The organism is Reyranella sp. GW821-FHT12G01 (assembly GCF_058806575.1).
In genome coordinates, this window is record NZ_JBXAPV010000001.1 from 1,213,382 (window position 1) to 1,232,918 (window position 19,537).

Sequence of the window (19,537 nt, forward strand, 5' to 3'; positions counted from 1 at the left end):
GCAGGAGCGCGTCTCGAAGGGTGGGCGCGAGCACCACGTCTGTTGCCCATCCTTCGAGACGCCGCGCTGCGCGCGGCTCCTCAGGATGAGGTGGTGCGGGTCAACTCAAGACGAAAAGACTCTAAGCCACCTTGTTCGACAGACGACCCAGCCCGTCGATCTCGATCGTGACGCGGTCGCCGCGCTTCAGGAACTTCGGCGGTGTGAAGCCGATGCCGACGCCGACCGGCGTGCCGGTGGCGATGACGTCGCCGGGCTTCAGGGTGATGCCGGCGGAGATCGTCTCGATCAGGGTCGGGATGTCGAAGATGAGGTCGCGCGTGTTGGCGTTCTGGCGCAGCTCGTCGTTCACCCAGCACTTCACGGTGAGGTTCTCGGGCTCGACTTCATCGGACGTCACGAGCCACGGGCCCATTGGGCAGAACGTGTCGAGCGACTTACCAAGAAACCACTGCTTGTGTTTGCCCTGCAGGTCGCGCGCCGTCACGTCGTTGATGATCGTGTAGCCACAGATGTGACTGTAGGCGTCGGCCTTCCTGATGCCGCGGCCGCCCTTGCCGATGACGAGGCCGAGCTCGGCTTCGTAGTCGACCGAATCGCTGACGCCCTCGGGGTAGCGGATGTCCGAACCGTCGGCGATCACGCACTCCGGCGCCTTGGTGAAGATGATCGGCGCGGTCGGGATCGCGTCGGCGGCCGAGCTGGCGCTGCTGTCGAAGCCCGAGCGCGTGAACTCTTTCGCGTGCTCGTGATAGTTCTTGCCCACGCACATGACGTTGCGCGCCGGACGCGGGAGCGGCGCCTCGACCTTCACGGCGGACAGCGGTAGGCCCGCGCCGGCCGGCTTCAGCTTCGACTTGATCGCGTCGAGTTCGCCCACGATGGCGCCGAGATCGGCGACGGGACGGCCCAGCATGGCTTCGAGCGGCCAGAAGATCTGACCGTCAGCGGCAACGAGGGCGGCCTTGGTGCGGCCCTCGTGGGTGATCGTGGCGAGCTTCATTGCGGCTTCGCGGCCTCGCCGGCGTTCCCGCCCCAGCCCTTCTTCTCGGCGTCGAAGAACGAGGCGAAGACCTTGCGGATCGTGCTCTCGCCGATGTCGCGCGTGATGAACACGACGCGGCTCTTGCGGTCGTCGCCCTCGGGCCAGGCGTCGAGCGTGGCCGGCGGATGGAAGACGTGCTGCACGCCGTGGATCACCACCGGTTTGTCGGTGTCCTTGACGTTCAGGATGCCCTTCATGCGCAGCAGGTCGGGGCCGCGATAGGTCACCAGCGCGTCGAAGGCGGCGGCCACCGTCGACCAGCTCATCGGCTCGTCGAAGGTCATGCAGAAGGAGCGGATGCGGTCGTCGTGACGGTTCACGTCGTGCGGATCCTGCTCGCCGTGGCCGTGCTCGTGGGAATGGCCGTGATCGTGGCCATGGTCGTGTCCGTGATGGTGGCCGTGGCCGTGACCATGATCGTGGCTGCCTTCATAGGCCTCGGCCTGCAGCCACTTCTTCACGTCGGCGCTCTTGGTCTCGGGATTGTAGAGGCCGGCGTTGAGGATCTTGTTGGGATCGATCTCGCCCGCCTCGACGCTCTGGAACGGCGCGCCGGGATTAAGGTGCTGCAGGCGGTGCTTCAGGTCGGCGAGCTTGGGCGCGTCGGCGATGTCGACCTTGGTGAGCAGGATGCGGTCGGCGACGGCGGCCTGCTTCACGGCCTCCTCGTGATTGTCGAGCGTGCTGGCGCCGTTCACGCCGTCGACCGTCGTCACCACGCCGTCGAGGCGATAGCGCGAGGCGAGCAGGGGATCGGTCATCAGCGTGTGCAGGATGGGGGCGGGATCGGCCAGGCCCGTGGTCTCGACCACCATGCGCTTGAACGGCGAGACCTCGCCGCGCGAGCGCTTGAGGAACAGCTCGCTCATCGTGCGCACCAGGTCGCCGCGCACCGTGCAGCACAGGCAACCCGAGTTCAGCGTCACCATGCCTTCGTCGTCGGACTTCTCGACCAGCAGATGGTCGAGGCCGATCTCGCCGAACTCGTTGATGATGACGGCGGTGTCGGCCAGCTCGGGCCGGCGGAGCAGCTTGTTGAGCAGGGTGGTCTTGCCGCTGCCGAGGAAGCCCGTCAGCACGGTGACGGGTATGCGCTGCTCGGCGGCGTTCTGCGTGTCGCTCATCGGGGGATCCTGTGGGGTATCCGGTGTTCGGGATCACGCCCGCCAGAAGCACTCGGCCTTCCTGAACTCCTTCCAGGCCCGCTCGAGCTTGCGGCGGCGGCGCTTCTCGCCACTCGTCGCCTGCCTCGCGAGAACCTTGAGCGGCGCGGCCGTGTCCTCGTTGGGACGGGCGGCCATGGCGATGTCGGCCAGCATGGCGGCCGCCGTCGCGCGATCGTTCAAGGCGCCGAGCGCGCCCTGCAGACGCGTCGTCGCTTCGATATAGGGCTTGGCCGCGGGCGAGGCAAAGGCAGGGCTGAGATAGGTCGCGGCGTAGCGCAGCTTCTTGAAGGCGATGCGCAGGTCGTGAAGCTGCTCCTCGTCCATCTGGTCGATCAGGCGGCCGCGGCGGCCGACCTTGTCGTGACGCTTGTCGAGCACCGCGCGGCCAAACTCGTCGAGGCGGACGCTGCCCGCGGTTCCGGTGGCCATTGGGCCGGTGACGAGGGGACCGGCGGCGAAGGCCGCGAGCTTGCGGTCGAAGTCGTCGTAGCGGGCGCTGTCGAGCGCCGAACGGGCGCGCTCCAGATGGACCTCGGCGACGCGCGCGGCCACGCGCTTCACGACCGGCGGCACGTCGGTCACGCTTTCGGTCAGGAATACATGCAGGTCGCGTGCGGGTCCGCATTCGCCGGCCAGCCACCTGGCCTCGGCCGACAGGGCCCGCACCTCGGGCCCGTCCACGGCAGGGCGGAAGACGCTGAAGGCGGCCCGCAGGCGGCGCAGGGCGACCCTCGCCTGATGGATGCCGACCGGCCGCCGGCTGGTCAGGACGATGGTGCGGTTCTTGGCCAGATCGGTCCGGCAGGAGGCCGCGATCAACCGCAGGGCGACGTCGGGAGGTGTTTCGGCGTTGGGCTTCGCGGCGGGTTTGGTGGCCGGTTTCTGGGCGGGTTTGGGGGGCGGGGCTGACATCGCGGCCGACCGTAGCGACCGCGCCAAGCCGGGCAACCGCTAAGAACGACAGTCTGGTTAAGGTTTTATTGCAACAGGGAGACTGTAGATTTGAGCCGTTTTCGGCCGATTTCGCTGGCCGGCCGGAGATTTAGCGGACGTGCTTACCCCTCCGTTTGCAGTGGCGGCGGCAGCCCGGCGTGGCCTAGAGTCGCTTCATGAGTATCGATGCGGCAGCCTTCAAGAAGGGCATGCGCCACCTCGCGGCGAGCGTAACCCTGATCACCACCAAGCTTCAGGACCAGCGGGGCGGCCTCACCGCCACCGCGGTCTGCTCGGTTTCCGCCGAGCCGCCGCAGATCCTGGTCTGCGTCAACAAGACCGCCAGCGCCCACGATCCGATCGGCGAAGCGGGCTTCTTCTGCGTCAACATCCTGTGTCCCGAGCATCGCAAGCTGGCCGAGCGCTTTGCCGGCATGGACGGGATCGAGGGCGACGAGCGCTTCAACGACATGGGCGAGTGGACCACGCTCACCACCGGCGCGCCGGTGCTGAAGGGCTGCCCGGTTTCGTTCGACTGCAAACTCGTCACCGAGCTCTCGGCCGGCACGCACACGATCTATATCGGCGAGATCGTCGACGTGGCGCTGCATGAGACCAACCTGCCGCTGCTCTATGCCGACGGCACCTTCGTGCACGGCGCGGCGCTGAAGAAGGCCGCACAAGCCGCCTGAGACGCGGGGTTGCACCTCCGCACCAACCCACTATGTTCCCGCCCGCCCGGACGGGGCGCCTGCTGGGGCGTCGCCAAGCGGTAAGGCAGAGGATTTTGATTCCTCCATTCCCAGGTTCGAATCCTGGCGCCCCAGCCAAAGCGCCCCGTCCGAGGGCTTGGACGTCCGCACGCTGTCTTGGATGAATCGCTCGAGCGCAAAGTCTATGAACTTTCTCAAGAATACGCTTCTGGTCGTCGTTCTCACCGCCATCTGCGCACTCTGCCTCGAAGGCATGACGCGCCTCTTCCTCGACACCGGCATGCTCTATGAACTCGAGATGTGGCGTTATGCGCGCGACGTGAAGGTTCGCGACATGCGGCCCGATCTCGGCCATCGCCATCGTCCGAATGCGGACGCTCAGCTCATGGGCGTCAGGGTGACGACGGACTCGCACGGCTTCCGTTCGTCCGAGCTTCCCGAGAAGGCGCCGCCGGGCGTGGCGCGCATCGCCTTCGCCGGCGATTCGACGACGCTCGGCTGGGGTGTCGCCCAGGACGAGACCGCCGCGGCGCGTGTCACGGCCGCGCTGCTCAAGGAAGGCCGCAAGGTCGACAGCTACAATCTCGGCGTCGGCAACCACAACACGCTGCAGGAACTCACGCTGTTCCGCGAGAGCGTGAAGCAGATGAAGCCCGACATCGTCGTGCTGAGCTACTTCATCAACGATGCCGAGCCGATGCCGACCTACGGCCAGACCTCGTGGCTCGACGAGCATTCGGCGGCCTGGGTCGTCTTCAAGTATCGCCTCGACTCGCTGATGCGCCAGTTCGGCGAGGCGCCGGACTGGAAGCGCTATTACCGCGAGCTCTACAACGACAACGCACCGGGCTGGCAGCAGACCCGCAAGGCGCTGCAGGGCTTTGCGACGACGGCGCGCGAGATGGGCATCAAGCTCGTCGTGTTCAACATTCCCGAGCTGCGCGAGTTCAAGCCCTATCCCTTCAATGACGTCACCGCCAAGGTGAAGGCCGACGTCGAGGGCCTGGGCGTGCCGTTCTTCGACCTGCTGCCGACGGTCCAGGACCTCGATCCTGCGAGCCTGTGGGTGACGGTTCCCGATCCGCATCCGAACGGCGCTGCGATGGCCGCCTTCACCAAGATGATGGTGCCCGAACTCAACACGCTGCTGGACGGCCTGTGCAAGGACCAGGGCAAGGGCTGCAAGTAATGCGCTTCCTGAAGGACGCGCTGCTCTTCCTCGTCTCGATTGCCCTCACCGTCGTCGTTGCCGAAGGCGTCATCCGCTACATCGACGGCTACACGATCTTCTACATGCCGCTCAGCGAGCCGAGCGGCCTCGCCAGCGTAAAGCAGGAGTCGGTCGACAAGGTGCCGCGTGCGCCGGGCGTCGAGCGCGACTGGTTCTCCACCGAGCCGGCGCCGCTGCCCAACAAGAAGCCTGTGCCGGAGGAGTGGGGCAAGCTCTACCGGTTCGTCGAGGCCAATCCCGTCGGCGGTTTGAGGTTTCGTCCGTCAGACGCCTTCAAGGTCTGGAACACCAGTTTCTCCGGCGATCCCTGCAATCACTGGTTCCTGCGCTACGCCCCCGGCCAGCTCTTCCTCTACGACGCGCCCGACGGCCAGGATCGTCCGCCCTACCGCTTCCTGCCCGACGTCACGATCCCGAGCGGGCTCACCACCAACCAGATCGGATGGCGCGGCCCGCCGATCGAGACGCCGCGGCCCGAGAAGACGGTGCGCATCGTCTTCGTCGGCTCCTCGACCGTCGTCGAAGCCCATCACCTGCCTTTCTCCTGGCCGGAATATGTCGGCCACTGGCTGAACGTCTGGTCGAAGGCCAAGGGGCTCGGCATCAAGTTCGAGGTCCTGAACGCCGGCCGCGAAAGCATCATTTCGTCCGACATTGCCGCCATCGTGCGCACCGAAGTGCTGCCGCTGCGTCCCGACCTCGTCGTCTATCACGAGGGCGGCAACCAGTTCCGGCCCGCCTCGATCGTCGACAAGGTCCCGCAGGACCCGGTGACCCGGCCGTCGAATGCGAAGGACCCGGCCATGGTGGCGTGGCTGAAGGAGGGTGCGCGTTATTCGGCGCTGATCGGCCGTATCCAGGCGGCCTTCGCGATCGCCGGCGCCGGAACCGGCGGCGGCGGCGAATGGCCCAAGCCCGACTACAAGGTCGTCTGGCCCGAGGGGCTGGACGAGATGTCGCCGCAGCTCGACTTCGCCAACCTGCCGGTCAGCCTCAACATCATCCAGAAGGACCTCGACCAGATCCGCGGCGACCTCAAATCGATCGGCGCCGACATGGCGCTCGCCTCGTTCTTCCTGATGGTGAAGGACGGGCTGATCGTCGACCCGGTCCGCCACAAGTACATCATCGAGCAGCTCAACGCCGCGAACTGGCCGTACCGTTATCGCGACCTCGAGCGGCTGGCAAAGTTCCAGAACCGGCTGTTCGGCAAGTATGCCGCCACACATGGCATCAACTTCCTCGACATCGTGGCCAACATGCCGTTCGACCCGGATCTCTTCACCGACGCCGTGCATACGAATTACGCGGGCACCCGCATCCGCGCGTGGACGGCCTTCAACCTGCTGGTGCCGATGATCGAGAAGAAGCTGGCGGACAAGGCCTGGCCGCGCGCCTGGCCGGCGGATGCGCCAACAACGCTGCCGACGTTTTCGCCGCGACTGACGAAGCTGGAGTGTAAGGCGCCCTAGTTCACTTCCTTCCCCATTTGAATGGGGAGGAAAGTTCTTCTTCTAATCGGCGTAACGGCGGATGTGCTCCAGCAGCAGCTCGTTCACGCGCGCCGGCATCTGGTCGGCGGCGTAGTGGCCGACCCCGGGCAGCACTTCGAACTTGTACGGCGCGTCGATGAATTCGCCCGTGCCTTCGGCCGCGGCGCGGCCCACCGTATCGTCGGCATCGCCCCAGATATAGAGCGTCGGCACCTTGATCGGGCCGAGCGGCATCCGCTCGCCGCGAGCGCGATACCAGGCGAGCGCCGCTTCCATCGCCGGCACGTTGCCGAGCACGGACAAATGAAGGTCGATGGCCTCTTTCGGCACACCCTCCTTGGCGTGGCGCGTCCGCAGCCAGGCGCAGTCGTTCTCCAGCACTTTCGAGACCGCATCGGGTTCGAGGAAGGCCTGATGATGGCCCGAGCGACGCTTCTGTTCGCCATCCGGCATCGCCAGTGCACGCGCAAACGACATCGGATGCGGCCGCGACAGGATGGTGAGCGAGCGCAGCTTTTCAGGATGACGGAAGGCGATGGCCCAGGCGAGGCTCGCGCCCCAATCGTGGCCCACGAGATGGAAACGCTTGTCGCCATGTCCGACCGCCGACACGAGATCGAGCGCGTCGCCGGTCAGCTTGTCGAAGCGATAGGAATCGAGATTGGCGGGATCGGGCCGGGCGCCCGCCGAATAGCCGCGCTGGTTGGGCGCCACGGCAAAGTAGCCGGCATTCCCCAGCGCCGGGACCTGCGCCTTCCACAAATGCCGCGACACGCCGAAGCCGTGCAGCATCAGCACCAGCGTGTCGCTGTCCTTGCCGGCGACCGATACGTCGAACACCAGGCCGGGCGCGGTCTCGATCTTGCGGACTTCCATCTCGTTCATTCTCCTTCGCCGGTGCCGGCGCGGCCCCATTTCGCTTCGAGACGTCGCCACGCGCGAGCCAGTCGCGCGGCGCGGTCCTCGAACAGGTCTGGAGCGGCTTCCTTGCCCAGCAATGTTTCCTCGACCTCATGATGGGGCCGCATGCTGCCATCGGCCAACAGGTGCTCGATCTTGACGCCGCGCTCTGCGAGACGGCGCGACACCAGCACCGTGCGATGACAGTCGAGCGGCTCCTTCTCGGCGCACATCAGGCAGAGCGTCGCGTCGTTGGCGCCGTCGATCACGCGATCGAGACCGGCCTTGAAGTCGGGTCGCGCGGCGAGCTGCTCGTAGCTGCCGCCGCCTTGGGGCTTGCCGCCCAGCGCCGCGCCTTCATGCACGTAGGCAATGCCCACCTCGGCCAGCGACTTCGCGAGCTTCTCGCGGCCGAACTGCGGATGACGGCGCGACCATGGCGTGGAGCGCACGTCGACCAGCCGCTCGACGCCGCCCGCCTTCAGGAGCGCCACGAAGCGTTCGATCGGATGATTGGAATGGCCGATCGTCTTGATAGGCTTCATGCGATTTGGCGAACCCGGTCGATGAAAGCCAGCGTCGCGGCCGAGGCTTCGTCGCGGCGGCAGGCGAGGTTGAGCGGCACTTTCAGCGGCGGCCGCCCGGTCAACGGGCGATAGGTTACACCCTCCAGCGGCAGGCGCGTGAGCGACGCCGGCACGATGGTGATGCCGAGGCCGGCCGCCACCAGGTTGAGGGTCGACACGATGCGCGGCGCTTCCTGGCTGATGTGCGGGCTGAACCCCGCCGCGGCACAGGCCGAGATGATGACGTCGTAGAGGCCGCGCCCATCGGACCGGCGGTAGAGGATGAAGTCCTCGGCCGCGAGATCTTTCAGGGTGAGCTTCGATTGGCGCGCGAGCTTGTGGCGGGCGGGGAGGGCGGCCGCCATCTCCTCATGCAACAGCTCGTGCATCTGAAATCCTTGCGGATCGCTGAGGCCGGAGCGGATGAATGCGATGTCGAGCCGCTCGTCGCGCACCGCGGCCAGCAGGTCGCCCGAGCTGCTCTCCTCCAGCACGAAGGAAATGTCGGGCCGCTCGCGGCGGAACTCGCGGATGGCGCGCGCCACCAGCGGATGGAACGGCGCCGAGGTGGTGAAGCCCACGGCGATGCGCCCGGTCTCGCCGCGCGCCGTGCGGCGGGCCTTCACGGTCGCCCGCTCGACGCCGGCCAGGATCGCCTCGGCGTCGGCCAGGAAGGAGCGGCCAGCGTCGGTCAGGCTGACGCCGCGTGGGTGACGCAAGAGAAGCGGCGCGCCGATCTCGCGCTCCAGCGCGCGGATCTGCTGGCTGAGCGGCGGCTGCTGCATGTGCAGCTTCTCCGCGGCGCGGGTGACATGGCCCTCGCGCGCGACGGCCACGAAATAACGCAGGTGTCGCAGTTCCACTGAGATATCCAATAAGTATCCAAGTTGAATTTATCATATATTTGAACACTGCATAAGGGCGCCCTAGCGTGACGGCCATGACGATATCCATGGCACTGGGCCTCGGCCTCCTGATGGTTTTCACCGCCTTCCTGTCCGGCATCTTCGGGATGGCGGGTGGCATGGTCCTGATCGGCGTGCTGCTGTTCGTGCTGCCGCTGCCCATGGCCATGGTGCTGCATGCGGTGACGCAGATGGCGTCGAACGGCTGGCGCGCCATCCTGTGGTGGCGGCACATCCAGTGGCGCATCACGGTGTTCTACGTGACGGGCTGCTTCATCGCGGTCGGCATCTGGTCGCTGACCCTCTACGTGCCGGAGAAGGCCATCGCGTTGCTGATGCTGGGCGTCTCGCCCTTCCTGCTGCGGATCGTGCCGGCGAAGCTCATGCCCGCGACCCTGGGGCCGATCCAGGCGCTGGGTGGCGGGCTTGCCTGCATGGCGCTGATGCTGCTCACCGGCGTCACCGGACCGCTGCTCGACCAGCTCTTCCTGCGCTCGCCGATGAACCGGCACCAGATCGTGGCGACCAAGGCCTCGTGCCAGGTGTTCGGCCACGGCTCGAAGCTCCTCTACTTCGGCGCGCTGATCGAGGGTTCGGGCTCGGTCGAGCCGTGGGTGCTGGCGATGGCCGTCGGCGCCTCGATGCTGGGCACTTCGCTCGGCAAGACCATCCTCGAACGCCTGTCCGACGGCCAGTTTCGCACCTGGGCAGGGCGGCTCATCACGGTGCTCGGTCTCTACTATGTCGGCTATGGCTTGGTGCTGCTGACCGGGATTGCCTAAGATGGCGCGTGGACATTCCAGCAGGATTTCGAGAACTCACTGAAGCGACCGGTTTCACCGCGGCCAACGGCCCGTGGTTCGAGAAGGTCGAGGGGCGCAAGGTCTGGCGCGGTTTCAGGCCGGGCCCGCAACACGCCAATGCGCTGGGCATCGTGCATGGCGGCATGCTCGCCGCCTTCATCGATGCCGCCCTCGGCTCGGTGGTCTATCGCGCTATCGACCGGCGCTCCGTCACCCTGAAGCTCACGCTCGACTATCTGACGCCGGCGCGGGTCGGCGACTGGCTGGAAGCCACGGGCGAGCTGCTGGGCCATGACGAGCATGTGGCGCAGGTGAGGGGCCGTCTCTATGGTCCGCGCCACGATGTGCTGGCCGGGTTGGGCGATTTCGCGCTGCTGCGGCCGGGACGCCCTTTGAGAGTCCGGAGCTAGAGTGTCTTCTTTCGAAATTCCCGATAATGCGCCCGAGGGCTTCAAGCTCGTCGATTTCGCGCGCGGCCGGCCCGAGCCGACCTTCAACACCCATATCGGCAACATGTACGTGAAGCGCGGCGAGAAGGGCACGCGCGACGAGTTCGTGCTGGCGATCCGCGTGCAGCAAAACATGTGCAATCCGGCCGGCGGCCTGCACGGCGGCATGATGATGACGGTGGCCGACCTGGTCGGCACGATGGGCGGCGGCTACCTCGCGGGACTGCGCAAGTTCCTGCCGACCGTCAGCATGACCTTCGACTTCGTGGCGCCCGCCAGGGTCGGCGACTGGGTCGAGGGCCGCGCCGAGCTGATCCGCCAGACGCGCACGCTGCTGTTCACCAACATCTACCTGACCGTGGGCGAGCAGAAGATCCTGCGCGCCTCCTCGATCGCCAAGATCTCGTCGGGCGATGGGACCGGTTACACGAAGCAGCCCACCGAACCCGCGGCGGCCTCGTGACATGGCGCTGCCGAAGGCCGTCCTGTTCGACCTGCTGACGGCGCTGATCGATTCCTGGACCTTGTGGAACGACGTGGCCGGCTCGGAAACAGCCGGCCGGTCGTGGCGCGCCGAGTATCTGCGGCTCACCTACGGCTGCGGCAGTTACGTGCCTTATGAGCAGCTCGTGCGGGACGCGGCCCGCGCCACCGGCTTGTCCGACGCCACCGCCGATGCGCTGGACGCACGTTGGGGTGAGTTGCCGGTGTGGAGCGGCGCGCAGGAGGCGCTCGACGCAATGCGCGGCCGCACCAAGCTCGCCGTGGTGACGAACTGTTCGGTGCGGCTGGGCCAGCTTGCCGCAAAGCGCCTCGACATTCCGTGGGACGTCATCGTCACGGCCGAGGAGGCGGGTTTCTACAAGCCCGATCCGCGACCCTATCGTTTTGCCCTGGCTCGACTCGGTGTCGAACCGCAGGATGCGGCCTTCGTCGCGGGTTCCGGTTACGACCTGTTCGGCACGTCGGCGGTCGGTCTCCGCACCTATTGGCACAACAGGGTCGGTCTTGCGCGGCCCGACGGCGCGCCGCCGGCCGCGCTGGAGCGCACGACCCTGGACGATCTGATTCCCTGGCTCGAAGGACGCCTCCCGTGAACCTCAAGGACATCGAAACCCCCGCCGCGCTCATCGACGAGCGCCGCATGGCAGGCAACATCGCGCGCATGCAGGGCCATCTCACGTCGCTCGGCGTGCGACTGCGGCCGCATGTGAAGACGTCGAAGTGCGTCGAGGTCGCGCGGGCCCAGCAAAAGGCCGGCGCCGTGGGCATCACGGTCTCGACCCTGAAGGAAGCAGAGCAGTTCTTCGCCGCGGGCTTCACCGACGTGCTCTATGCGGTCTGCATCGCGCCGGACAAGCTCGACCGCGCGCTGGCGCTGATCCGCAAGGGCTGCGCGCTGACCTTGCTGGTCGATTCGGTTGCCGCCGCCCAGGCCGTCGTGGCCAAGGGCAGGGAAGCGAACCAGACCTTCGCGGTGATGATCGAGATCGATTCCGACGGTCATCGTTCGGGCGTGCAGCCCGAAGCGCCCGAGCTGATCGACATCGGCAAGGTCCTGCAGGCAGGCGGCATGGTGGTGAAGGGTGTGCTGACCCATGCCGGGAGCTCCTACGACCTCGACACGTCGCAGGCACTGCAGGCGCTGGCCGAGCAGGAGCGCGCGCTGTGCGTGCGCGCGGCCGAGCGGCTGCGGGCGGCCGGCATCGCCTGCCCCGAGGTCAGCATCGGCTCGACGCCGACCGCGATCTCCGCGCAGCATCTCGAAGGTGTGACCGAGGTACGGGCGGGCGTCTACGTCTTCTTCGATCTCGTGATGTCGAATGTCGGCGTCTGCAAGCCCGACGATGTGGCGCTGTCGGTGCTGACCACGGTGATCGGCCATCAGCCCGAGAAGGGCTGGGTGATCGTCGATGCCGGCTGGATGGCGATGAGCCGCGACCGCGGTACGCAGCGCCAGAAGATCGACTACGGCTACGGCGCCGTGTGCGACGTCGACGGCCACACGATCGACGGGCTGATCGTATCCGGTGCGAACCAGGAGCACGGCATCGTCTCGCGCCGCGACGGCACGGCCGATGCCAGCCTGGTCGAGCGCTTCCCGATCGGCGCGAAGCTGCGCATCCTGCCCAACCATGCCTGCGCGACCGGCGCGCAGTATCCGTCCTATGTCGCGGTGACGCCTTCGGGCGAGGCGACACCGTGGTCGCGCTTCCAGGGTTGGTAACGTAGACACGATCTCGAAATGGAGCGCGCAACTCCAGTTGCGCTCAAGCTTCGTCGACAAGCACGATATGAGCGCAACTGGAGTTGCGCGCTCCAATGAGACGCTTCGCTCTAAACCGTCGCGCCGAAGTGGCTGCCGAGCGCGCGGCGGCCGGAATCGGTGAGGCGCACGGTGCGGCTGCGGCGCAGCCGCTCGACCCAGCCGCGCTTGAAGAACGTGTCGGCAATGGCCGCGCCCAGCGCGCCCGAGATGTGCGGCCGGCGTTCGCTCCAGTCGAGGCATTGCCGCGCGAAGTGGCGCGAGCTCGTCTTGCGCGCGGTGTCGAGGTCGACGCCCAGCCGGTCGCAGAACAGTTCGCCCGACGGCGTGAGCTGCCAGTCGCGCGGGCCTTTGGGTTCGAGATGGCCGTGCTGGGTCAGCGAATCGGTGACGGCGATTCCGACCTGACCGGCGAGATGGTCGTAGCAGGTGCGGCAGAAGCGGAGGTCGGGATCGCGCCGCCAGGCCGCACTCTTCGACGCGGGCGCCGCGCGCGTGCCGGCCAGCGCCATCAGCGATTCGATGGCGTGCGCCACGTCAGGCGACGACAGACGATAGAAGCGGTTGCGGCCCTCGGCCCGGGCCGCCAGCAGGTTGGCCTCGACCATGCGCGAGAGGTGGCCGCTCGCGGTTTGCGCGGTGATCCCCGCATTGTGCGCGAGGTCCGATGCGGTATGGGCGCGGCCATCCATCAGCAGCGACAGCATGGAGGCACGCGCCGGATCGCCCATCAGGGCGGCGATCTCGGAAAGGGCGTTCACGGTGGTCATGGCGGAAATCTAGGCCCGCGCGCGCGACCTCGCCATGGTCAATGGTTCGGTGGGTGCCGAAGCATCAACGCCACTTCGGATTGGCGATGGCGATCTTGTCGGCGATCGTGGCGTCGAGATGGGCCATCAGTGTGGCGTCGCTTTCGTTCCTCTCGCCAGTGCGCAACTGGCGGGCCAGCTCGTGGTTCAGTTCGTCGAGCGTGGCGTCGTGGCCGAGCAGTTTGACGAGGCGCTCATGCTCGCGCGCATCGGCGGCAGGTCCCAAACGGACCTCGCGTTCAAGGATGGCGAGCGAGTTCACCGCGACCCGCATCTGGAAGCCGAGGCGCGGCTCGGTGCGGTCGAGGGCGGGCGTCGCCTCCTCGCGCAGAAAGTCTGCGATGGCGGTTAAAAGCTCGGCGGCGGTGGGGCGGTCCTGGGCCACGGTCAGGCTCCCTGCTTCAGCAGTTGCAACAGATCGACTTCGGTCTCGACGGCCCGGCGGCCGATCGAGGCATGCTCCATCGATTTGATGGAGCCCGAGAGATGCTTGAATGCCTGGTTGAGGCAGATGACGCCCCAGTGGACGGTGCCGAAGACTTCCCACCAGTGCGCGCGGGCGGGATCGACCTTGCCGCCGCCGGCACGCTCGTAGGCCGCCCACAGTTCCTCGCGGCTGCCGAAGCCGCCGGCCGGCTTGTCGATCGCGCCGAAGCGCCAGCTCTTCACGCAGAGCCAGCCGAGGTCTTCCACCGGGTCGCCGAGATGGGCGAGTTCCCAGTCGAGGATCGTCGTCACGCCGGTCTCGTCGACGAGATAGTTGCCGGTGCGATAATCGCCATGAACCAGCACCGGCCGCGCGAGTGGCGCGGGCTTGCGGCGGTCGAGCCACGAGAGAGCCAGTTCGAACACCGGCTGCTGCCGGCCCAGCATGTCGAGCGAGCGACGCAGCTCGGCGATGTGATCGGCGGCCTCGCGGCGCACGAGACCCGGAAGCGTGGCGGTGTCGGTCGCATGGATGCGTGCCAGGATCTCGCCGAGCTGGCCCGCGATTTTTCCGCGCGCCGCTTCGTAAGGCGCATCGCGCAGCAGCTTGCGGGCGATGGCGATGCCGTCGATGCGGCGCATCACATAGGCCTCGCCCAGCGCATCCTGTGCCGCGAGCTCGAACAGCGGCTCGGGCGACTTCACGCCGGCCGCATGGGCTGCCTGCAGGACGCGGAACTCAGTGGCGCGGTCGAGGGCGACGGCCCGCTCGCGCGCCGTCTTGCCCTGGGCCGGCGGATCGCGGCGCAGGATCAGGGGATGGCGCTCGCCGTTCACGAGGGCGTCGAAGCTCCAGGTCTGGCGCGAGGCGCCGCCGGATTGCCGGCTCAGCCGTTCGATGGTGGCGGGGCTGCCGAAATGGCGGCTGGTCGCGTCGATGAGGACACGGGCGACGGTGTCGGCTTCAGTTGGCGTGTGAACGGTCATTTACCGGGACTGTGGCACAGGCTCCGTCGCATGGTAAGAGGACCGCGCCAACTGGGGAGATCAAGCAACGTGTCGAGCGCCTTCGCGGCCATGAACGGCCTGTATCTGGAAGACCTGAAGCCCGGCATGTCGGCGATGTTCGGCAAGACCGTGACCGAAGCCGACATCATGGCCTTCGCCGGCGTATCCGGCGACACCAACCCCATTCATCTGCACGACGGCTTCGCGCGCACCACGCGGTTCGGCCAGCGCATCGCGCACGGCATGCTGAGCGGCAGCTTCATCTCGACCGTGATCGGCACCAAGCTGCCGGGCCCGGGCGCGGTCTATATCTCCCAGACCATGAACTTCATGGCGCCGGTCATCATCGGCGACACGATCACCGCCGTGGCGACCATCACCGCGATCGACGAGAAGCGCCGCCGCGTGACGCTCAAGACCCAGTGCCTGAACGGCGACAAGGTCGTGATCGACGGCGAGGCGGTCGTGCTGGTGCCGCGGCGCGACGCGGCTTGAGCCGACGATGATCCCGGTGTTCGACGACTGGCGTTCCGTGCCGCCCGAGCGGAAGGGCGGCGTGGTCGCGCTCGGCAATTTCGACGGCGTGCATCGCGGTCATCAGGCGTTGCTGGCGCAGGCGCGCGAGCAGGCCGGCTCGTCGGGAGTGCCGCTCGTCGCCTTCACCTTCGAGCCGCACCCGCGCGGCTTCTTCGTGCCCGACACCGGCCCGTTCCGTCTCACCCTGCCGCCGGCCAAGACGCGCCTGCTGGCCGAGCACGGCGTGCAGGCGGTGCTGGCCCAGCATTTCGACGAGGCCTTCGCGGCCCTGCCGGCGGCCTCGTTTATCGAGGACGTGCTGCTGAAGGGGCTGGGCGCCCGCCACGTCGTGTGCGGCTACGACTTCACCTTCGGCGCGCGGCGCAGCGGCAATGTCGAGATGCTGCGGGCGGAGGGCAAGGCGCGCGGCTTCGGCGTCACGGTGCTCGATCCGGTGACGCACGAGGGCGAGATCTATTCCTCGACCCGCATCCGCGAGGCACTGCGCGCCGGCTGGGCGAGCGAGGCGGCCGAGCTTTTAGGCCGCGACTGGGAGATCGAGGGCACCGTCGAGCTGGGCGACCAGCGCGGCCGCACCATTGGATTTCCGACCGCCAACGTCGGCTTGGGCGAACACCTGCGCCCGCGCTTCGGCGTCTACGCGGTACGCGCGCTGGTCGATGGGACCTGGCGCAACGGCGTCGCCAACCTCGGCAAGCGCCCGACCTTCGGCAAACTGCAGGAGAATTTCGAGGTCCACCTGTTCGACTTCGCGGGCGACCTCTACGGCAAGGTCCTGCGCGTCGCGCTGGTCGATTTCATCCGCCCCGAGATGAAGTTCGCCGGCCTCGACGCACTGAAGGCCCAGATCGCGGCCGACGGGCAGGCGGCGCGGAAGATCCTCTCCTGATCGCCGGCTAGAGTCTTTAAGAGCGAAGCAGAATCACTTTCCTCCCCATTCAAATGGGGAGGTGGCGGCGTCTTACGCCGACGGAGGGGTCATGAGTGGACGATCCTTTTCGGCGCTCCCGGACATCGCTTTGCGATGTCCTGCCGCTCAGCGGCCGAGCTTCGCTCGGCCCATGACCCCATCGCCCCGTATGACGGGGCACTTCCCCATTTGAATGGGGAAGCAGTTGATGTCGGAAAAACCCTAGCGACGCGGCGGCGCCAGGCCCGACAGCAGGCCGGCCCCCGTTTCGTCCACCAGCGCCTTGAACGCGGGCGTCTCCGGTCCGGTCAGCAGCCATTCGGCATAGGCGAGCCAGATCTTGGCGCCGCGCTTGCGCGCCACCATGGCGGCTTCCTCGGCCGTCGCGCGGGCGCGATCGGCAAGACCGGCGCGAAGCTGCACCCAGGCGAGATCGGCCAGCATGCGGGCTTCGTTCTCCATGCCCGCATGATGCTCGCGTGCAAAGCGCAGCGCCTCGCCGATCGTGGTGGTCGCCTCTGAATGCTCGCCGCAGACCGCTTGCCCCAGTCCACGGAAGGCGCGGCCATAGACGACGAGATAGGGATTGCCGCTTTTCTCGGCGAGACGATGCGCCTCGGTCGCGTGCTGCGTGGCGATGGTCCGGTCGTTCTGGCCCCAGGCGATGTCGGTCATGGTGCCGTGGCCCAGCACGCGATGCATGGCGTCGACGGTGACCTCGTCGCCGTCGATGAGTTCCATGGCGAGCGCGCGCGCCTCGTCGAAGCGTCCCATCATCGCCAGGATCTTGCTGCGCATGCCCTTGATCCAGGTCAGCACGCGGAAGCCCAGCGTCTGCTGGTCCTGCTCCTCGACCTTGTCGGCGCCGGCAAGGGCGGTGTCGTTGTCCGCCAGCGCGCGCCGCAGGTCGCCGGCCAGCCAATAGGCGTGACAGCGGATGGTGGTCAGCACGATGTGCAGGCCGGCATGCTTCTGCGGATCGATCAGCGCCAGCGCCTCGTTCACCTTGGCGAGATAGTCCGTGGCCGAGCCCGAGCTTGCCAGCGAGCGGGCATAGGCCGCCGTGACCAACGTGATCGCGCGCATGTCCCCGAACGAGCGCGCAATATCGAGTGCTTCGATGTAGTAGGGCTCGACGTCGGCGGCGGTGAGGCCCTCGCGCCAGGCGAAGTTGACGATCTGACCGCTCGCCATCAGCAGCGGATAGCGCGCCGGCCCTTCGAGGTTCAAACCGACCAGCAGACGCCGCACCCGCTTCCAGGCGTCGAGCGCCTGCTCGGGGTCGCGGGTGCCGTGCCACATCGCGGCTTTCATGTTGTAGGACGCGGCCATCGGCGCGTTGCCGGCTTCCTCCAGGTGATAGGCGATGAAGCCGGCCTGCGCGCCGTTGGGATCCGGCAGCGTCGTCTCGAGATCCTTGGCGACCTGCCCGTGCAGGGTGCGGCGGCGATCCGACACCAGCGAGCGGTAGACGACCTCCTGCACCATCGGATGCTTGAAGGCGAAGCCGCCCGCGACCGAGCCGCCGGCCTCGTAGACCAGGCCCGCCGTCGACAGCCGGTGCAGCGCGGCGGCGAGCAGGTTCGAGGCAATGCCGGTCACATGCTCCAGCACCGGCACGGCGAACTCGCGCCCGATCACGGCGGCGGTCTGCAGCAAGGTGCGCTCCAGCTCGGGCCGGCTGTCGACGCGCGCACTCACGATGGCCTGCACGTCGTCGGGAATGAGCTTCATGTCAGGCGCGCGCAGGAGGCGGTAGGCGCCGGGACTGCCGGCGAGATGGCCGCTTTCGTCGAACTTGCGGACGAGCTCCTCGATGAAGAACGGATTGCCGCGCGCCCGATCGGCGATCAGCGGCAGCAGCGGCTTCACCGTCTCGTCGTCGCCGAGGAGATGCAGCATGAGTTCGTCGGCCGCGACCTGGCGCAGCGGCGTCAGGGAGATCTGCTCGTAGTGCTCGACCCTCATCCAGGGCGCGGCATAGCCGGGGCGGAAGTTGACGAGCAGCAGGATGCGCGTGCCCGTCAGGGTTTCGGCGAGCACTTCGAGCAGCGATTCGCTGCCGCTGTCGAGGAAGTGCAGGTCCTCGACCAGGATGACTGCCGGCGTGTGCTGGCTCGCCAGGCGCACCAGCCGGCGGAAGAGCGTGTAGAGGCGCTCGCGCCGCGCCGCGGGATCGAGCTTCTCGCGCACCGTCGTCGCGTCGGCGAGGCCCAGGAAGTCGAGGAGCAACGGCAGCTCCGCCGTCATCTCAGGCCCGAACCGCTCCAGCGAGGCGGCGACCTTTTCGCGCGCGCGGGCGACCGGGTCGTCGGGCGCGATCTCGAAGAAGGCCTTCAGCACGTCGATCACCGGCTCGAACGGCGTCGCCTTGCTGTGCGCCAGCGCCCGTCCTTCGAGGACGCGCACGTCCGCGGCCCGGCAACGTTCGGCGAATTCGAAGCACAGGCGGCTCTTGCCCACGCCGGCGTCGGCGACGAGACCGATGGCGCAGCCGTCGCCTTCCGTTGCCCGCTCGAGCCCGCGCTCCAGCAGGGCGAGCTCGCGATCGCGACCGACGAAGCCGGAGCGATTGCTCTCGGAACTGAAACGCTGGCTGGTCCGTCCGCGTCGCAGCCCGGTCAGCAGCGAGACCTCCATCGGCGCGGACAGTCCGCGGATGGCCTGCTCGCCCATCGATTCGACGGAGATGAACTGCCGCGCCCCGCGCAGGGTGGCGGGCGAGAGGGCAATTCCGCCCGAGGGCGCCAGATGTTCGAGGCGGCTTGCGACATGGACCGTGATGCCGGTCGCGTCGAAGGTCTTCGACAGGTCGGTCGTCACCGTGCGCGCCAGCACCTCGCCGGAATGGATGCCCACGCGGATCGCCAGCGGCCCGTCGGACAGCGCCTTGACCGCGGCCTGCATCGCCAGCGCCGCGCAGCAGGCCCGCACCGCATGGTCCTCCTGGGGCGTGGGCGCCCCGAAGAATGCCATCACGCCATCGCCCTGGATCTTCACGACCGAGCCTTCGAACCGGCGCACCGCCTCGCGCATGGCTTCGATGGCCGGCGCCAATCGGCTCGCGGCCTCCTCGGGGTCGAGCGCTTCGATCAGCGTCGTCGAGTCGGAGACGTCGGCGAACAGGACGGTGATCTGCTTGAGTTCGGCGTCGGCGACCGGTTGCGGAGGCGTCGTCGCCCGGGTCTCGACCAGGCCGATGCCGCATTGCGTGCAGAAGCGCGCCGTCGCGGGATTGGGGCTCGCGCAGGACGGACAAACCCGTCCCAGCGCCGCGCCGCAATCGACGCAGAACTTGGCACCCGGCGCGTTGTCGATCTCGCAGGCTAGACAGCGCACTTTGCGGTTCTCCCACCTCGCATTATGCTATCGGGATC

General features: G+C 67.5%; 20 protein-coding genes and 1 tRNA gene. 11 read left to right on the forward strand and 10 right to left on the reverse strand.

Going from position 1 to position 19,537, the window contains the following annotated elements:
• Positions 1–121: 121 nt before the first annotated feature.
• Genes AC1RP5_RS05955 through AC1RP5_RS05965 form a run of 3 tightly spaced genes read right to left on the reverse strand, consistent with a single transcriptional unit; the run spans position 122 to position 3,123 of the window.
• Positions 122–1,003, reverse strand: coding sequence for a fumarylacetoacetate hydrolase family protein (locus AC1RP5_RS05955; protein WP_493109680.1), 882 nt, complete (start codon positions 1,001–1,003; stop codon positions 122–124).
• Positions 1,000–2,169, reverse strand: a complete 1,170-nt coding sequence (locus AC1RP5_RS05960; RefSeq protein ID WP_493109681.1) for a CobW family GTP-binding protein — start codon at positions 2,167–2,169, stop codon at positions 1,000–1,002. Before AC1RP5_RS05960 ends, AC1RP5_RS05955 begins: the two co-directional genes overlap by 4 nt.
• Positions 2,170–2,202: 33 nt before the next feature.
• Positions 2,203–3,123: a CHAD domain-containing protein gene (locus AC1RP5_RS05965; RefSeq protein ID WP_493109682.1), complete on the reverse strand. Its 921-nt coding sequence runs from the start codon at positions 3,121–3,123 to the stop codon at positions 2,203–2,205.
• Between the two features lie 197 nt (positions 3,124–3,320).
• On the opposite strand from AC1RP5_RS05965, the gene AC1RP5_RS05970 reads away from it, so the two are divergent.
• The 4 genes from AC1RP5_RS05970 to AC1RP5_RS05985 all read left to right on the forward strand — a co-directional run bounded on the left by AC1RP5_RS05970 (position 3,321) and on the right by AC1RP5_RS05985 (position 6,560).
• Entirely contained in the window at positions 3,321–3,836 is a 516-nt protein-coding gene (locus AC1RP5_RS05970) for a flavin reductase family protein (protein WP_493109683.1), read from the forward strand.
• Between the two features lie 63 nt (positions 3,837–3,899).
• A tRNA-Gln gene (locus tag AC1RP5_RS05975) sits at positions 3,900–3,974 on the forward strand.
• 67 nt (positions 3,975–4,041) lie between these two features.
• Positions 4,042–5,046 carry an SGNH/GDSL hydrolase family protein gene (locus tag AC1RP5_RS05980; RefSeq protein WP_493109684.1) on the forward strand — a complete coding sequence of 335 codons (1,005 nt, stop codon included), beginning with the start codon at positions 4,042–4,044 and terminating at the stop codon, positions 5,044–5,046.
• Positions 5,046–6,560 (forward strand): SGNH/GDSL hydrolase family protein, encoded by a 1,515-nt coding sequence (locus tag AC1RP5_RS05985; protein ID WP_493109685.1) that lies wholly within the window; start codon positions 5,046–5,048, stop codon positions 6,558–6,560. Before AC1RP5_RS05980 ends, AC1RP5_RS05985 begins: the two co-directional genes overlap by 1 nt.
• Positions 6,561–6,602: 42 nt before the next feature.
• Here the strand turns inward: AC1RP5_RS05985 and AC1RP5_RS05990 are convergent, their stop codons facing one another.
• The 3 genes from AC1RP5_RS05990 to AC1RP5_RS06000 are packed head-to-tail and all read right to left on the reverse strand — an operon-like array spanning position 6,603 to position 8,910.
• On the reverse strand, positions 6,603–7,466 hold the full coding sequence (locus tag AC1RP5_RS05990; RefSeq protein ID WP_493109686.1) for an alpha/beta fold hydrolase: 864 nt from the start codon (positions 7,464–7,466) through the stop codon (positions 6,603–6,605).
• Positions 7,463–8,026 (reverse strand): DUF488 domain-containing protein, encoded by a 564-nt coding sequence (locus tag AC1RP5_RS05995; protein WP_493109687.1) that lies wholly within the window; start codon positions 8,024–8,026, stop codon positions 7,463–7,465. Before AC1RP5_RS05995 ends, AC1RP5_RS05990 begins: the two co-directional genes overlap by 4 nt.
• Positions 8,023–8,910, reverse strand: coding sequence for a LysR family transcriptional regulator (locus AC1RP5_RS06000; RefSeq protein ID WP_493109688.1), 888 nt, complete (start codon positions 8,908–8,910; stop codon positions 8,023–8,025). Before AC1RP5_RS06000 ends, AC1RP5_RS05995 begins: the two co-directional genes overlap by 4 nt.
• Positions 8,911–8,987: 77 nt before the next feature.
• On the opposite strand from AC1RP5_RS06000, the gene AC1RP5_RS06005 reads away from it, so the two are divergent.
• Genes AC1RP5_RS06005 through AC1RP5_RS06025 form a run of 5 tightly spaced genes read left to right on the forward strand, consistent with a single transcriptional unit; the run spans position 8,988 to position 12,431 of the window.
• Entirely contained in the window at positions 8,988–9,734 is a 747-nt protein-coding gene (locus AC1RP5_RS06005; protein WP_493109689.1) for a TSUP family transporter, read from the forward strand.
• Positions 9,735–9,742: 8 nt separating this feature from the next.
• Positions 9,743–10,165: a PaaI family thioesterase gene (locus AC1RP5_RS06010; protein WP_493109690.1), complete on the forward strand. Its 423-nt coding sequence runs from the start codon at positions 9,743–9,745 to the stop codon at positions 10,163–10,165.
• A gap of 1 nt (position 10,166) precedes the next feature.
• Entirely contained in the window at positions 10,167–10,667 is a 501-nt protein-coding gene (locus AC1RP5_RS06015; protein WP_493109691.1) for a PaaI family thioesterase, read from the forward strand.
• A gap of 1 nt (position 10,668) precedes the next feature.
• Positions 10,669–11,301, forward strand: a complete 633-nt coding sequence (locus AC1RP5_RS06020; protein WP_493109692.1) for an HAD-IA family hydrolase — start codon at positions 10,669–10,671, stop codon at positions 11,299–11,301.
• A complete protein-coding gene (locus tag AC1RP5_RS06025) occupies positions 11,298–12,431 on the forward strand; it encodes a DSD1 family PLP-dependent enzyme (RefSeq protein WP_493109693.1) in 1,134 nt (377 codons plus the stop codon). Before AC1RP5_RS06020 ends, AC1RP5_RS06025 begins: the two co-directional genes overlap by 4 nt.
• Positions 12,432–12,541: 110 nt before the next feature.
• Here AC1RP5_RS06025 and AC1RP5_RS06030 read toward each other — a convergent pair whose 3' ends face one another.
• From AC1RP5_RS06030 to AC1RP5_RS06040, 3 genes are all read right to left on the reverse strand, one after another.
• Positions 12,542–13,240, reverse strand: a complete 699-nt coding sequence (locus tag AC1RP5_RS06030; RefSeq protein ID WP_493109694.1) for an ArsR/SmtB family transcription factor — start codon at positions 13,238–13,240, stop codon at positions 12,542–12,544.
• A 64-nt stretch (positions 13,241–13,304) separates the two neighbouring features.
• On the reverse strand, positions 13,305–13,664 hold the full coding sequence (locus tag AC1RP5_RS06035; RefSeq protein ID WP_493109695.1) for a DUF6285 domain-containing protein: 360 nt from the start codon (positions 13,662–13,664) through the stop codon (positions 13,305–13,307).
• Positions 13,665–13,666: 2 nt separating this feature from the next.
• Entirely contained in the window at positions 13,667–14,692 is a 1,026-nt protein-coding gene (locus AC1RP5_RS06040) for a phosphotransferase family protein (protein ID WP_493109696.1), read from the reverse strand.
• A gap of 69 nt (positions 14,693–14,761) precedes the next feature.
• Here AC1RP5_RS06040 and AC1RP5_RS06045 point away from each other — a divergent pair, with 69 nt between their 5' ends.
• Both AC1RP5_RS06045 and AC1RP5_RS06050 read left to right on the forward strand, forming a co-directional pair.
• Positions 14,762–15,208 carry a MaoC family dehydratase gene (locus AC1RP5_RS06045; RefSeq protein ID WP_493109698.1) on the forward strand — a complete coding sequence of 149 codons (447 nt, stop codon included), beginning with the start codon at positions 14,762–14,764 and terminating at the stop codon, positions 15,206–15,208.
• Between the two features lie 7 nt (positions 15,209–15,215).
• The gene (locus AC1RP5_RS06050; RefSeq protein WP_493109699.1) at positions 15,216–16,139 is read left to right on the forward strand and encodes a bifunctional riboflavin kinase/FAD synthetase; all 924 of its coding nucleotides are present in this window, start codon (positions 15,216–15,218) and stop codon (positions 16,137–16,139) included.
• 243 nt (positions 16,140–16,382) lie between these two features.
• Here the strand turns inward: AC1RP5_RS06050 and AC1RP5_RS06055 are convergent, their stop codons facing one another.
• On the reverse strand, positions 16,383–19,499 hold the full coding sequence (locus tag AC1RP5_RS06055; protein WP_493109701.1) for an adenylate/guanylate cyclase domain-containing protein: 3,117 nt from the start codon (positions 19,497–19,499) through the stop codon (positions 16,383–16,385).
• Positions 19,500–19,537 lie beyond the last annotated feature (38 nt).